Genomic DNA, 14,204 nt, shown 5'->3' on the forward strand with positions numbered 1-14,204 from the left:
TTCTATCGTAAAACAGCTTTACCGCATGAGTCAAGAACAAGTAGTATAGACAGTTCGTCACGATTGCACAGAACTTCTATCGTAGTCAGCCGCGCCCGATCAGACAATAGTATTTTTTATGTGCAGCAGCAACCATCACCGCAGATTTATCGTGCGATACTCTCAAAGCAGCGAAAGCATTTAACACCGTGGCCCCACAAACCGAAAACATTACCACCAGCTACGCTGACCACTGCCTGGAAACCATGCGTCAAGCCATCCAGGACTCCGGTGGCAACGAACTGTTCTTCCTCGGCCACACCGATGACAACCTGTCCATTACCGACATCACCATCCTGGCCCGAGGGCATCGCTCAGCCGTTCCAGCCATCACCAGCCGCTGCCGTTGCGGCGACACGGTTATCCACAACCACCCGTCGGGAAATTTAACCCCGTCCAATGCCGACCTCGGCATTGCTGCGCGACTGGGCGAAACTGGCATCGGTTTTCACATTGTGGATAACCTTGTTGAAAACGTGTATAAAGTCGTCGACGCCTGCCCGGAGCCACAATCAACAACCATTCGCCATGACGCCGTCGCCCACGTGCTAGCCGCCCACGGCCCCCTGGCCAGTCATCTGGGCAGCTACGAGGAGCGCCCGGAGCAACTGCGCATGGCACTGGCGGTTGCCGAGGCGTTTAACCAAAACGGATTGGCCACCATTGAGGCCGGGACCGGCACAGGAAAAAGCTTGGCTTATCTGATTCCGGCAATCATGTGGGCCCTTGACAACGAACAGCCAGTGGCCATCTCCACCAACACCATCAACCTTCAGGAGCAACTGATCAGCAAAGACCTACCATTGCTTAAGGAGGTCATGGACCGAGAATTTCATTCCGTTCTGGTCAAAGGGCGCAACAACTATCTGTGCCTGAGAAGACTGGACAGCGCCCACCGCGAACCGGACCTGTTCCAAAACGAACAATCCGGCGAACTCGCCCAATTACACGAATGGGCTGCAGCCACCAATGTCGGCAGCCGCGACGAACTGACGTTCATCCCTTCATCCGCCGTATGGATGGAAGTGTGCTGCGAAATGGATCAATGCCCACGAACACGCTGCCCCCATTACAGCCGTTGTTTTTTTCATAAAGCCCGGCGGCGAGCTGCTCATGCCGACCTGCTGGTGGTTAACCACGCCCTGCTGCTCTCCGATCTGTCTCTGCGCGCCGAGACGGAAAACTACAGCGCAGCCGCGGTCCTGCCGCCCTACAGTCGCATTGTTTTTGATGAGGCCCACCACCTTGAAGATGCGGCGACCCGCAATTTTTCCATCCGGTTAAGCCATCTGAGCTTTGCCTACAGCCTCAACCGTCTGGTCCATCCACGCAAACCGGAAAAGGGCCTACTACCCCGACTGTTGTCGACACTGGCCCGCGAACTGCCGGACACGTTGAGCGCGCTTTATGACAGCCTCTATCGCCGCATCGAAACCGCCGCCCTAGACTGTCGGCAACTGCGCGACGACCTCGGAGAAACGTTTACCGGCCAACGCGACAAACTGCTGCAAACCGACGAGTCGGCATCTGCCAACGGATTCTGCTGGCGCATCACCCCCCAATGTACAGAAACCGAACGCTGGCTGGTGCTGCAAAAAGGGTTCGCCCCACTGATCAAGCAGTGCGAGTCACTGTCGAACCACCTCGACCAATTGATCAAAGCCTGCGAACAACTCCCGGAAAAATTGTTCGAGCAGGTGAGCGGACAACTGACCGATATCCGTGCCATGTCCGGCCGCATCCAATGCATGGGCAGTGAGCTGGCCATTGTCCTGAGTGCCGGCGACAGCGCCTGCACCTGGATTGAGATTAACGAGTCACGCGGCCGCAAGAGAGATAAAATACTCTGGCTGAACAGCGCACCGATCAGTGTCGCCGCTACCCTTAAGCAAGCGGTCTACGATCGCTTCCGCAGTATCGTTTTCACCAGTGCCACACTGACTGTCAATCGTCAATTTCACTATTTCCATCAACGCACCGGTCTCAACCTGTGCCCGGAGAAAAGGCGCCAGCAACTCTGCCTTGACTCGCCGTTTGACTTTGCCTCTCAAGCCAGGGTCGTCATCCCAACGGACATCGTGCCGCCCACCCACCAAAACTATGCCGCCATGTTGGCCGAACAGGTTGAACAGGCGGTGATTGCTTCTGAAGGGCGCAGTTTCGTGCTGTTTACCGCCTACTCCCTGCTGAAAAAACTCTACAATGAGCTGGAGCCACCGCTCCATGCCCGCGGTTTCAACTGCCTTTATCAGGGGCAGAGCGCCCGCCATTTGTTGCTGAAAAAATTCCGCCTCGACCAAAAGCACATCCTGTTCGGCACCGATTCGTTCTGGGAGGGGGTCGATGTTCCCGGCCAGGCATTGCAGCAGGTGATCATCACCCGCCTACCGTTTCGGGTACCCACCGAACCAATTCAGATCGCCCGCAGCGAACACCTCGAACAGATGGGCGTTGATCCGTTTATGCACTATACGGTTCCCCAAGCGGTGCTGCGACTTAAACAGGGCTTCGGCCGTCTGATCCGCCACCGCCAGGACCGGGGCGTCGTCTTGATTCTCGACCAGCGCGTGATCAGCAAAGGCTACGGCCGGATCTTTCTCAACTCCCTGCCTCCGGCACAACGACTGACCGGACCGGCACAAACCATCCAACAGCAACTCCGGCAATTCTTTTGCTCTGCCGACCCGACCTCGGAGGAATGACGCCATGGCTAAACCCGGAAAAACCGGTTTGACCCGCATTTTTAATGCCACCGGCTATTCGCTTGCCGGCCTTAAGGCCGCTTGGCACAACGAAGCAGCCTTTCGCCAGGAAGTCATCCTGGCCCTCATATTCACCCCGCTGGCATTCTGGATATCTTCCAGCCTGACACAAACGGCCCTACTCCTAACCAGCCTGTACCTGATCCTGCTGATGGAACTGGCCAATTCCGCGTTGGAAGCCGTTGTCGACCGCATCAGTGACGAGCATCACCCGCTATCGGGACGGGCAAAGGATATCGGCTCCGCCATGGTGTTTGTCTCTCTGGCAGGAGCTGCTGCGGTGTGGCTTTTGGTGTTGTTAGACTAGCCTTCAAAGACTCTGTGCAAATACACAGGAGCTAAACAATAAATCGTCCTCAAAAGAATACGAGTTACCACGTAGCGAAGAAACGGTCTGTTAGCTATAGTCTAACCATCAACAGCAGGAAACGGTTTTTCCACAGAAAACCTCCTACTTTTTGGCCGGCAGCCTCCCCTCGCCGGCCTTTTTTTTGCTCTAATCCGACTCAGGTCTGTGTTAGTCTGACGGCTCAAACAACAGACACAAAGGAAAACACCATAAATCAGCACGGCCTTCCGGCAACGTTCCACCGCGAACGGAAGGTTAAGGATCAAAAATAATGACATCTTCGACACCGTTGCTCCGCCGCGTCCTGACACTCTGCACCCTGGCATGCCTATTATGGACATTGCCAGCCTCAGCCAGCCCCCTGCCCAACCAGAACTTTGATCCACAGCGCGCCAAGCTGCTCGGCTACATCGTCAGCCAACACCTCACCCGCCATCACTATTCGCACAAGAGTCTTGACGACGATCTGTCTGTGGCCGCATTTGATCTGTACCTCAAGCAACTCGACGCTCAAAAGCGCTTTCTGCTGACCACGGACGTCAAGATGCTCGGGGCCTACGAAAGCTATATCGACAACGAAATCCGCCGTGGTGAAATCCACCTGCCGATTTACAGTGCTCAGATCATGGCGGAGCGAATCCCCGTTGTTGAAAACATGATTGAAGAACTGCTGGCAAAACCGTTTAATTTCACCCTTGATGAGCAACTGGAAACCGACAATAAAAAGCTTGAGTTCTGCCGGACAGACCAGGAACTCAAAGAGCGCTGGCGAAAAATCCTCAAGTTCCAGGTGGCCAATCGCTACCTCGACCTCAAAGAGGAGCAGGAGCAACCGGCCGCGGAAAGCGACTCTGCAGAAAAGGCATCTACGGACACGCCCGCCAAGAAACTGAGCGACGACGAGCTGCGCCAACAGGCACGGGAAAAAGTGGCCAAACGTTACCAGCACCTGATGGCACGCATGCTCAAAGAGAAAGAAGACGAGCATTTCGACCGCTACCTCAACGCCATCTCCCGTGCTTACGACCCTCACAGCAACTACCTGCCTCCGGCACAAAAGGAGGATTTTGATATCCACATGCGCGGTTCCCTGGAGGGGATCGGTGCGCTACTGCGCGAGGAGGACGGCTACATCAAGGTCGTCAGCCTGATCCCTGGTGGCGCGGCAGAACAAGAAGGACAACTGGAGAGTGAAGACACCATTCTCAAAGTCGCTGAAGGCGATCAGGAACCGGTTGACATTACCGACACCCGTATCCGTGATGCCGTTTCCCTGATTCGAGGCCCCAAAGGCACCGAGGTCCGACTCCACGTCAAAAAAGCGGACGGCTCGAGACGCATCATCTCCATTGTCCGTGAGGTGGTTCAGATCAAGGAAACATTTGTCAAATCCACGGTCATCACCCCACCAGACAGCACAGAATCCTTTGGCTACCTGAAAATCCCCAGTTTCTACCGGGATTTCAAGAACGGCGACAAAAACGCCCGCAACGTCACCCGCGATACGCGCCTGGAATTGGAAAAACTGCGTAAAAGCAACATCAACGGTCTGATCATTGACCTGCGCAACAATGGCGGCGGCTCTCTTTCCGATGCCGTGGACACAACAGGGCTGTTCATCAAAAAAGGCCCGGTGGTTCAGGTGAAGGACAGTACCGGAGACATTCAGGTTCTTGCCGATGAAGACCCGAAACAGTATTACGACGGCCCCATCATTGTACTGGTCAACAAATTCAGCGCCTCCGCCTCTGAAATCCTTGCTGGAGCGCTACAGGACTACCACCGCGCCATCATTGTCGGCAGCAAACACACTCACGGGAAAGGCACGGTTCAGGCCGTTCTCGACCTCGACGACAACCTGCCGTTTCGCAACATGGAGCAGTTCAAGCCGTTAGGCGCACTGAAAATTACCGTGCAAAAATTCTATCGCGTCAGCGGTGGGTCTACTCAGTACCGTGGCATTGTTCCCGACATCATCCTGCCGGATCGGTTTGAAGCCGTAAAAAGCGGTGAACAATATATTGACTATTCGTTGCCGTGGGATACTATACAAAGTAGTGATTACAAGCCATTGGCAATGCAAACACCCCTGCTTCACCTTCAGAAGAGCAGCTCCGAACGTGTGGCTGACGATCCGGATATGCAACGCATTGCCAAGCAGGCAGAAGAAGCGCGCGAACGAATCGAGAATACGCGCCATGATTTAACCCTGGCCGCCATTCGTGCTGAGCGCCACGCCTTTGAAGCCGAAAAAGAGGGCATGCCGGGCTCTGACAACGCCTCGGATCAGGACGACGACTGGCAGCAACAGGTCAACGAAGACCCCTATGTCCATGAAGGCATGGCGATCATTCACGACCTATTGACCTTGAGTTGACTAGCGATAGCGGATCGCACGGAAAGGACCTCCATGGCTCAGCACAGCATACTCATATCCGCTGACGTTCAGGCGCTTCTTAATCTGGATGACGATTTCTCCAAGAAGGAAGGCTTTTCCATTCTGGTGGCGTCATCGGCTAAGGATCTCCTCAAGCAGGCACGCGAGCACCATCCGAACATCATCTTCCTCATTCCATCTATGGAAGTGGATCAGCGCAATTGCTGTCGCCTGCTCAAGGAAGATTCCCGCGTCAGTGACATTCCGGTTGTTGCCGTCGTCAACAGCACGACTGCCGACGATCTTGACCACTGTCACCATGCACGCCCAGACGACATCCTGTTCACTCCGATCAACAACCATCTGTTTCTGACCTCGGCCCGCCGCATTCTCGGCCTGGCCCACCGATCCTTTTCCCGACTCCAGACCAGTCTTGTCGTCGACTACGGAACGGACAAAGACCAAAAAAGGGTCGCCTGCGCTTACAATCTCAGCACCGGCGGCATTTTCATCTCAACGGAGATTCCCCCCAAGGTAAACCAACAGGTTTTTATCAGCCTGGCTTTGCCTCCCAACAAAGAAACCCTCCATTGCGAAGGCATTGTCACCTGGATCAACCACACCAAGAATCCGGCCTATCCCGACATCCCCCCCGGCTTCGGCGTACAGTTTATGTCTCTGAACATCTCAGACCTGTTTGCTATCCGCAATTTTATCGACAATCAGGAAAAAAAGCGTTTGACTGCCGAGGACTGAAGAATACGCTAACCCCTTTTAGTGTATACATTTTTTATACGATTTCTCCGGTCATTCAGCAAATCCATCCCCTGAGCAGATAAAAGACTGCAAAAGCATCACGAAAATCAGCGAAAGCCCCCTTTTTCATCATCCACCTATTGACACACACGCGCATTACATCGTAATAGTAGCTGTTACAATATGCACTATACTGTATACAATTTTGGAGAGTAATTGCGTGGGTGGACGGGGGTTTACTCACATTCTGATGTTGTGCCGCGCCAACCGAGCTAATTCTGATGCTTCGCGGCCTTTTGGATTTAATTGAAAGGGGAGGTAATAATTATGCAGTGGGTTACAGCTGTTCGTGCAGGTCCTCATCCATCGTCTGTTCACCAACCAATCAACCACGTCCATTTTGCCCCGAAAAGAATTCGCACAGTTCGGAAGATGCAAAGTTGAACTGAGATTGATTCATAACCCTATTTAGAAAGTGCATTGAAATGATCAAAATTAACAAGGGCTTGGATCTGCCGATCACCGGCAGCCCCGAACAGAGCATCTCTGACGGCCCGGCGGTGAAAACCGTCGCCGTACTCGGCCCAGACTATGTCGGCATGAAGCCGAGTATGAGTGTAAAGGTGGGAGACCAGGTAAAACTTGGTCAAGAGCTGTTTGCAGACAAAAAGACCGAAGGCGTCATCTACACAGCGCCGGGCTGTGGCAAGGTCGTTGCCGTCAATCGCGGCTACCGTCGTGTCCTGCAATCAGTTGTTATTGAACTTAACGGTGATGATGCGGAAACATTCGCTTCCTACAAGGAAGAGGAACTTGCCGGTCTTGATCGCGAGAAAGTTGTCACCAACCTGGTAAAGTCAGGTCTATGGACGGCTCTGCGCACACGTCCTTACAGCAAGGTTCCTGCAATCGACAGCACCCCGGCTTCGATTTTTGTTGCCGCCATGGATACCAATCCTCTCTGTGCTAAAGCCGAATTGATTATCAAGGAAGAGGAACAAGCCTTCGCCAACGGCTTGAAAGTCCTGACGCGCCTGACTGACGGCTCTGTGTACGTTTGCCAGAAACCGAACGCGGTTCTGCCCAAGGTTGATGGAACGCGTACTGAGGAATTCGACGGTCCCCACCCTGCAGGACTCGCCGGAACTCACATCCACTTCCTTGATCCTGTCAACGAACATAAAATGGTCTGGACCATCAACTACCAGGATGTCATTGCATTCGGTAAGTTTTTTGTCACCGGCCAGTTGCCCCTTGACCGGGTTATTGCTCTGGGTGGTCCTGGCGTTAAAAGTCCCCGCCTGATTCGTACCCGCATGGGTGCCAGCCTTGACGAGCTGCTGGCAGGAGAACTGAATGCCGGCAACCAACGCGTTGTCTCCGGCTCGGTCCTGCACGGTACAACGGCTGAAGGCCCCCTGGCCTTTCTGGGGCGCTACCATCTGCAAGTTTCCGTACTTCCGGAAAAACGTGAGCGTGAGTTCCTCGCGTCACTGACTGCCGGTGGTGACCGCTTCTCACTGAAGCGCGTCTTCCTGTCCGCCTTTACCGGTGGCCCCTCTGCTCCGATGAATACCAGCCAGTACGGTCGCAAAGGTAATATCCTTTCGATTGGTTCTTTCGAAAAAGTGATGCCTTTGGAGATTCTGCCCAACTTCCTGCTGCGCAGCTTAGCTGCCGGAGACACCGACCAGGCACAGCTGCTGGGCTGCCTGGAACTGGATGAAGAAGATCTGGCCCTGTGTACATACGCCTGTTCCGGCAAAAACGACTACGGCGTTATGCTGCGTGAGGCACTTACCACCATCGAGAAAGAGGGATAATAGCCGTGAAATTACTCGACGAATTGAAACCTCACTTTGAGAAGGGTGGCAAGTGGGAAAAGTATGCCGCCGTTCACGAAGCCATTGATACAACTCTGTACTCCCCCGCCGATGTAACGACGGGTTATACCCATGTTCGTGATAGCATCAACCACAAACGCGTCATGAGCGTTATCATGCTCGCCCTGCTGCCGTGTATCTTCATGGCCATGTGGAACAGCGGTTATCAAGAGAACCTGACCCTGAACCAAATGCTCGCAGCCGGCCAGATTGATGCACTGCCCGGTTTCAGTGACAGCTCCTCGGTTCTGGCTAATGTGCTTACCGGCGCAGGCATGCTGCTTCCGGTCTTTCTCGTCGCCATTATCACCCAGGCTGTCTGGGTTGTTGTTTTCGCAGCAATGCGCAAAAAAACCATCGACGCCGGCTTTCTCGTAACCGCCGCGTTGATTGCACTGCTGATGCCGCCGACAGTTCCCTTGTGGCAGGTTGCCATTGCAACCTCCTTCGGTGTTGTTATCGGCCGCGAAGTATTTGGCGGTATTGGCATGAACTTTCTCAACCCGGCCCTGGTTGCCTGGGTTTTCTTGTCACTGGCCCATCCGACATCCATGTCCGGCGATGCCGTGTGGACAGCCGTTGATGGCTACACCGGCGCAACCCCACTGGCCATGGCATTAAGTGACGGAACAGCCAGCCTCGCGGCTCAAGGGATCACCTGGAAATCGGCGTTCCTCGGCACAATTCCCGGCAGCATGGGTGAAACATCCGCCCTGGCCTGCTTGTTCGGTGCTGCAATTCTGCTGATTTCCGGCATCGCATCCTGGCGCATTATGGCTTCTGTTGTTCTTGGCGTTATTGCACTGTCTTCACTGCTGTGCATGTTCGACTCTAATGCGATGAACCCGGCCTGGCACTTGGTACTTGGTGGCCTGGCTTTCGGTACGGTCTTTTTAGCTACTGACCATTCTTCTGCGGCTATGACAACAAAAGGCCAGTGGATTTATGGCATTCTGATCGGTGTTCTCGTCGTTGCTGTTCGAGTTTACAACCCGATGATGCCTGAGAGTGTCGGCATGATCATCCTGTTCGGCAACGTTGCAGCACCGCTGATTGACCGGCTGATCGTGAACGCACACATCAAGAAAAGGAAGTTGCGCCATGTCTAATGATTCTATCTTTAAAACATTTCTGGTCGCTTTCCTGCTGTGCATCGTTTGCTCGGTACTGGTCTGCCTGGCTGCGATCGTGCGTATCGACCGGGAAGCGTATAATAAACAACTTGAGATTCGTAAAACCGTCCTCGCCGCAGCTGGTTTTCAGCAGCAAATTGACGACGGAGGCAACATTGACGAATTGTTCACTACCAACATGCAACCGAAAATCCTTGATATCGCAACCGGTGAATACACTGATGCGGTTGACGTAGCAACCTACAACCAAAAGGAAGCCATGGAGAATCCTGAGCTGACCGTCAAAATTCCTGCAGACAAGGATTTGGCCGGCATGGGTTCACGTGCAAAATACGCGACTGTCTATCTGGCGGAAAACGGCGATGTCATTCTGCCGATTCGCGGTGCAGGTATGTGGGGCCCTATGTATGGCTATATTGCCGTGGCCAATGACGGTAATACCGTCAAGGGCATGACCTTCTATCAACACGCTGAAACACCTGGCCTTGGTGCTGAGGTTGACAACCCAAAATGGAAAGCACAATGGCCCGGCAAAGAGATTTATGCTGGGGACAACGTTGCTTTGAAAGTCGTTAAAAACGGCGCCTATGACCCCAAAGCATCAGATGCAGCCAATACTATTGACGGCTTAGCCGGTGCAACGGTAACGGGTACTAAAGTTCAGGGGATCATCCGCTACTGGTTCAGCGATCATGGCTTTGGCCCCTTCCTGGCCAAACTGAAAGCAAAGAGAGGTTAATCATGGCAAAAGCAAAAGATGCTCTGCTGGATCCATTATTTAATAACAACCCCATCGCATTACAGATCCTTGGTATCTGTTCTGCCCTGGCGGTTACCAACAAGCTGTCGACAGCTTTTACCATGACTATCGCGGTAACGATTGTTACCGGATGCTCTAACGCTGCCGTCAGTGCGATTCGCAATCACATTCCTAACAGTATCCGGATCATCGTTCAGATGACCATTATCGCAACACTGGTTATCATTGTTGACCAGATGCTTAAGGCGTACGCTTACGAGATGAGTAAAGCGCTTTCTGTCTACGTTGGTCTGATCATTACCAACTGCATCGTCATGGGTCGCGCCGAAGCCTATGCCATGAAAAATCCTGTTGTTGAAAGTTTCATGGACGGTATCGGTAATGGCCTGGGTTACGGCCTGGTTCTCATGCTGGTCGGTTTTGTTCGCGAACTGTTTGGTTCAGGCAAATTGTTTGGACTGACCGTTCTGAGTCCCGTTAATGACGGTGGTTGGTATGTCACCAATGGCCTGATGCTGTTGGCACCCAGCGCCTTCTTCCTGATTGGCTTCATTATCTGGGGTTTACGGACCTGGAAGCCTGAACTCCAAGAATAGGAATAGACGCCATGTCACATTATTTCACGATTTTTTTTAATTCTGTATTTATTGACAACATTGCACTGACCTTCTTCCTCGGCATGTGTACGTTTATTGCCGTTTCCAAAAAGGTTGACACGGCAATGATGCTGGGACTCGCGGTTATCGCCGTTGAACTCATCACAGTCCCTGTTAACAATTTGCTCTACACGCTGCTGCTTAAAAAGGGCGCACTGGCCTGGGCCGGATACCCGGAACTGGACCTGAGCTTTCTCGGCCTGATCTGTTATATTGCCGTTATCGCAGCGATTGTTCAGATCCTTGAGATGGCTCTGGACAAGTACCTGCCCTCCCTTTACAACGCTTTGGGTATTTTCCTGCCGCTGATCACAGTTAACTGCGCCATCCTCGGTGCGTCACTGTTTATGGTAGAGCGTGACTACAATGTCATGGAAAGTACCGTTTACGGTGTCGGTGTCGGTGCTGGTTTCGCTTTGGCGATCATGCTTTTGGCAGGTATTCGTGAGAAACTGACCTACAGCGATGTCCCTAAAGGACTGCAAGGCGTCGGTATCACATTCATCATTGTCGGTCTGATGGCTATGTCATTTAAAGCCTTCTCCGGCCTGACTTTTTAAGCACAGAACACTGTACTTATAGGATTGGATGAAATTATGGATTTAACACTCGTAGTAGCCGGTTGCACAATGTTCACCGGTGTGATCCTGGCTCTTGTTGCTATCATTTTGGTGGCACGCAAGGGTCTGGTTCCCAGCGGCGACATTAATTTTTATATTAACGATGATCCCAGCAAGACGATTACCACCAAGCCCGGTGGTAAACTGCTGGGAGCCCTTGCCGACCAAGGTATCTTTATTCCCTCTGCATGTGGTGGTGGCGGTACCTGTGGTCAGTGCCATGTCAAAGTCTTCGAAGGTGGTGGCGACATCCTGCCGACAGAGACCGGCCATATTAACAAGCGTGAAGCCCGTGAAGGTTTGCGTTTGGCCTGTCAGGTAAACGTTAAGCAAGACATGAAACTGGGTATTCCCCGCGAAATTTTTGACATCAAGAAATGGGAATGCACCGTACGTTCCAACGAAGGTCGCGCAACCTTTATTAAAGAATTTGTTGTTGAACTGCCCGAAGGCGAGGATTGCGATTTCCGCGCTGGTGGTTACATCCAGATTGAAGCACCTCCCCATGAGCTGTCTTATTCCGATTTCGATATTGAAGAAGAATACCGTGCGGACTGGGATCAATTTGATCTGTGGCGTTATAAATCGGTCGTTAAAGAGCCGATCATGCGTGCTTACTCCATGGCCAACTACCCTCTGGAGAAAGGCATCATCATGCTCAATGTCCGGGTTTGCCCGCCACCGCCAAGTGCTCCCGACGCACCTCCGGGACAGATGTCCTCTTATATTTTCAATCTTAAGCCCGGTGACAAGGTCACTATCTCCGGTCCTTACGGTGAGTTCTTCGCCCGTGAAACGGACAACGAGATGGTCTTCATCGGTGGTGGTGCCGGTATGGCTCCGATGCGTTCTCACATCCTTGACCAACTGCTGCGTCTCAACACAGACCGTAAGATGACCTACTTCTACGGTGCACGTAGCTTGAAAGAGATGTTCTACGTCGAAGAGCTTAATGGCCTGCAAGAGAAGTACCCCAACTTCTCATGGCATTGCGCATTATCTGATCCGATGCCGGAAGACAACTGGGAAGGGCCGGTCGGATTTATCCACAATGTCATGTACGACCTGTACATCAAAGACCACGAGGCCCCGGAAGACTGCGAATACTACATGTGCGGTCCTCCGATGATGGCCAACGCCGTCACCAACATGCTCATGGAGCAAGGTGTCGAGCGTGAAAACATCATGTTTGACGACTTCGGTGGTTAAACTGATTAAGTTGTGATATCGCCCCCTTATGTTATTCTTTTGACAGGATCAACATAAGGGGGCGTCTTTTATTCTGGAGGGAATGTCATGCCATACGGACAAGCAAAAGAGATCTTAGAATATGCTCGTGAATTTCATCGCAAGGCAGGTGCTTATTATCAAAAGCTTTCCTGTCAGACCCAGAGTGCTCGTGTCAAACTGCTTCTCGACTACCTGGTGCGCCATGAAAAGCATCTCGAGAAAACCTTGAGTGATTATGAGCAAAGTATCGCAACAAAAGCGCTGAACAGCTGGTATCAGTTTTCTCAAGACCAAAGAACTTTCCAACCACTGGACTCTCTTAGTTATTCCGAAGAGATGACGGTCGATGAGATCATCAAATCAGGCACGACCATTGACAACTGCCTGATCGCATCGTACAAAGGGATGGCAGACACGGCGACATCCGCAGAGATTCGAGAGATCTTCGAAAACCTGCTCGCCATGGAAGAACAGGAAAAACATGTCAAAGCCCGCATTGCATTGGGGATTAATGACATGTAAGAGAAGCTCAACTCTCTTGATATTTTCGGGCCACGTCTGCATAGACGTGGCCTTTCTTATTTTCTGGAGTCCTTTTCATGCTTCGACGCATTATTATCCTCGTAACACTGGTTCTTATCGGTACCGTCGTGTATCTTAACCACGCGCCAAAAGGCCAAATCGGCCCCCTGTTGCTTAGTGGTTCAACTATGGGAACAACGTATCACTTAAAGGTTTTTGTTCCACCAGAGTCTAAATTAAACACTGACGAGATCTCTAAACAGGTCAGCGCATCTCTTGATAAGATCGATCGGCTGATGTCAACATACAAAGAGGATTCTGAGGTCTCCCGATTTAACGCGCTGCCGAGTAATCAGTGGTTACCCATCTCCGAACCCACCTATCACGTCATTAATGCGGCAGTGCGCTACAGCGCTATGAGTGATGGTGCATTTGATATTACAGTTGGAAAACTTGTCAATTTATGGGGCTTTGGACCAACCATTAATGTCAATGCAATCCCGGATGCAAAAAACATCGACCGACTTCGCAACAAAATCGGCTACACCAAATTACAGATGCGTCCTGATCCGATGGAAATTTTGAAAGAATCTGACGCAATCTATATTGATCTTTCCGCAATTGCCAAAGGCTATGCAGTTGATGCGGTGGCTGCCGTTCTTGAACAAAATGCCCTGCATAACTACATGGTCGAAATCGGCGGGGAGATCAGAACATCAGGACACAAACAAACAGGACAGCCATGGTCTATAGGTATTGAAAGCCCGGTCACCGATCAGCGCTCTGTACAAAAAGTGCTCCATTTGCAACAATCTGCCATGGCAACTTCCGGCGACTATCGCAACTATTTTGAACACAATGGACAGCGTTTCTCCCATACCATTGATCCACGCACCGGTTATCCGATCACACATAAACTGGCCTCAGTCACCGTTCTTGCGGAAACCTGCATGGACGCTGATGCTTTAGCCACATTGTTGACCGTTTTAGGTCCTGAGTCGGGTATGGAATTTGCTGAGAAAAACAACTTAGCTGTTTTTATGATTATTAAAACCAACGATGGATTTACAGAAAAATCCAGTACGTCCTTCACCCCATTCCTCAAACAGTAAACGGG

The 14,204-nt window shown here is 52.0% G+C and carries 12 protein-coding genes; all 12 read left to right on the forward strand.

All coding sequences use genetic code 11. The features are described from left to right. The first annotated feature begins 188 nt into the window (after nucleotides 1–188). The 12 genes from DACE_RS01250 to DACE_RS01305 all read left to right on the forward strand — a co-directional run bounded on the left by DACE_RS01250 (nucleotide 189) and on the right by DACE_RS01305 (nucleotide 14,199). Nucleotides 189–2,741 (forward strand): helicase C-terminal domain-containing protein, encoded by a 2,553-nt coding sequence (locus tag DACE_RS01250; protein WP_005997669.1) that lies wholly within the window; start codon nucleotides 189–191, stop codon nucleotides 2,739–2,741. A gap of 4 nt (nucleotides 2,742–2,745) precedes the next feature. Continuing rightward, nucleotides 2,746–3,108: a diacylglycerol kinase gene (locus tag DACE_RS01255; RefSeq protein ID WP_005997671.1), complete on the forward strand. Its 363-nt coding sequence runs from the start codon at nucleotides 2,746–2,748 to the stop codon at nucleotides 3,106–3,108. 313 nt (nucleotides 3,109–3,421) lie between these two features. Beyond that, nucleotides 3,422–5,527 carry a carboxy terminal-processing peptidase gene (locus DACE_RS01260; RefSeq protein ID WP_005997673.1) on the forward strand — a complete coding sequence of 702 codons (2,106 nt, stop codon included), beginning with the start codon at nucleotides 3,422–3,424 and terminating at the stop codon, nucleotides 5,525–5,527. Nucleotides 5,528–5,560: 33 nt separating this feature from the next. Further along, on the forward strand, nucleotides 5,561–6,283 hold the full coding sequence (locus DACE_RS01265) for a PilZ domain-containing protein (RefSeq protein ID WP_005997674.1): 723 nt from the start codon (nucleotides 5,561–5,563) through the stop codon (nucleotides 6,281–6,283). 485 nt (nucleotides 6,284–6,768) lie between these two features. Then, nucleotides 6,769–8,106: a Na(+)-translocating NADH-quinone reductase subunit A gene (locus tag DACE_RS01270; RefSeq protein ID WP_005997680.1), complete on the forward strand. Its 1,338-nt coding sequence runs from the start codon at nucleotides 6,769–6,771 to the stop codon at nucleotides 8,104–8,106. 5 nt (nucleotides 8,107–8,111) lie between these two features. Next, nucleotides 8,112–9,275 carry an NADH:ubiquinone reductase (Na(+)-transporting) subunit B gene (locus DACE_RS01275; protein ID WP_005997682.1) on the forward strand — a complete coding sequence of 388 codons (1,164 nt, stop codon included), beginning with the start codon at nucleotides 8,112–8,114 and terminating at the stop codon, nucleotides 9,273–9,275. Further along, a complete protein-coding gene (locus tag DACE_RS01280) occupies nucleotides 9,268–10,038 on the forward strand; it encodes a Na(+)-translocating NADH-quinone reductase subunit C (RefSeq protein ID WP_005997684.1) in 771 nt (256 codons plus the stop codon). Before DACE_RS01275 ends, DACE_RS01280 begins: the two co-directional genes overlap by 8 nt. Before the next feature lie 2 nt (nucleotides 10,039–10,040). Continuing rightward, nucleotides 10,041–10,655, forward strand: coding sequence for an NADH:ubiquinone reductase (Na(+)-transporting) subunit D (locus DACE_RS01285; RefSeq protein ID WP_005997686.1), 615 nt, complete (start codon nucleotides 10,041–10,043; stop codon nucleotides 10,653–10,655). Nucleotides 10,656–10,666: 11 nt separating this feature from the next. After that, the gene (gene nqrE, locus DACE_RS01290) at nucleotides 10,667–11,275 is read left to right on the forward strand and encodes an NADH:ubiquinone reductase (Na(+)-transporting) subunit E (protein WP_005997688.1); all 609 of its coding nucleotides are present in this window, start codon (nucleotides 10,667–10,669) and stop codon (nucleotides 11,273–11,275) included. A 36-nt stretch (nucleotides 11,276–11,311) separates the two neighbouring features. Further along, nucleotides 11,312–12,544 (forward strand): NADH:ubiquinone reductase (Na(+)-transporting) subunit F, encoded by a 1,233-nt coding sequence (gene nqrF, locus DACE_RS01295; protein ID WP_005997690.1) that lies wholly within the window; start codon nucleotides 11,312–11,314, stop codon nucleotides 12,542–12,544. Nucleotides 12,545–12,631: 87 nt separating this feature from the next. Continuing rightward, nucleotides 12,632–13,087, forward strand: a complete 456-nt coding sequence (locus DACE_RS01300) for a ferritin family protein (RefSeq protein WP_005997696.1) — start codon at nucleotides 12,632–12,634, stop codon at nucleotides 13,085–13,087. A 77-nt stretch (nucleotides 13,088–13,164) separates the two neighbouring features. Next, on the forward strand, nucleotides 13,165–14,199 hold the full coding sequence (locus DACE_RS01305) for an FAD:protein FMN transferase (RefSeq protein WP_005997698.1): 1,035 nt from the start codon (nucleotides 13,165–13,167) through the stop codon (nucleotides 14,197–14,199). Nucleotides 14,200–14,204 lie beyond the last annotated feature (5 nt).

Source organism: Desulfuromonas acetoxidans DSM 684 (assembly GCF_000167355.1).
Classification (GTDB): Bacteria; Desulfobacterota; Desulfuromonadia; order Desulfuromonadales; family Desulfuromonadaceae; genus Desulfuromonas; species Desulfuromonas acetoxidans.

Bases quoted from the DNA above. Each gene is read 5' to 3' on its own strand.
- DACE_RS01255 (WP_005997671.1), top strand. From the start codon at position 2,746: ATGGCTAAACCCGGAAAAACCGGTTTGACCCGCATTTTTAATGCCACC.
- DACE_RS01260 (WP_005997673.1), top strand. From the start codon at position 3,422: ATGACATCTTCGACACCGTTGCTCCGCCGCGTCCTGACACTCTGCACC.
- DACE_RS01265 (WP_005997674.1), top strand. From the start codon at position 5,561: ATGGCTCAGCACAGCATACTCATATCCGCTGACGTTCAGGCGCTTCTT.
- DACE_RS01270 (WP_005997680.1), top strand. From the start codon at position 6,769: ATGATCAAAATTAACAAGGGCTTGGATCTGCCGATCACCGGCAGCCCC.
- DACE_RS01280 (WP_005997684.1), top strand. From the start codon at position 9,268: ATGTCTAATGATTCTATCTTTAAAACATTTCTGGTCGCTTTCCTGCTG.
- DACE_RS01285 (WP_005997686.1), top strand. From the start codon at position 10,041: ATGGCAAAAGCAAAAGATGCTCTGCTGGATCCATTATTTAATAACAAC.
- nqrE (WP_005997688.1), top strand. From the start codon at position 10,667: ATGTCACATTATTTCACGATTTTTTTTAATTCTGTATTTATTGACAAC.
- nqrF (WP_005997690.1), top strand. From the start codon at position 11,312: ATGGATTTAACACTCGTAGTAGCCGGTTGCACAATGTTCACCGGTGTG.
- DACE_RS01300 (WP_005997696.1), top strand. From the start codon at position 12,632: ATGCCATACGGACAAGCAAAAGAGATCTTAGAATATGCTCGTGAATTT.
- DACE_RS01305 (WP_005997698.1), top strand. From the start codon at position 13,165: ATGCTTCGACGCATTATTATCCTCGTAACACTGGTTCTTATCGGTACC.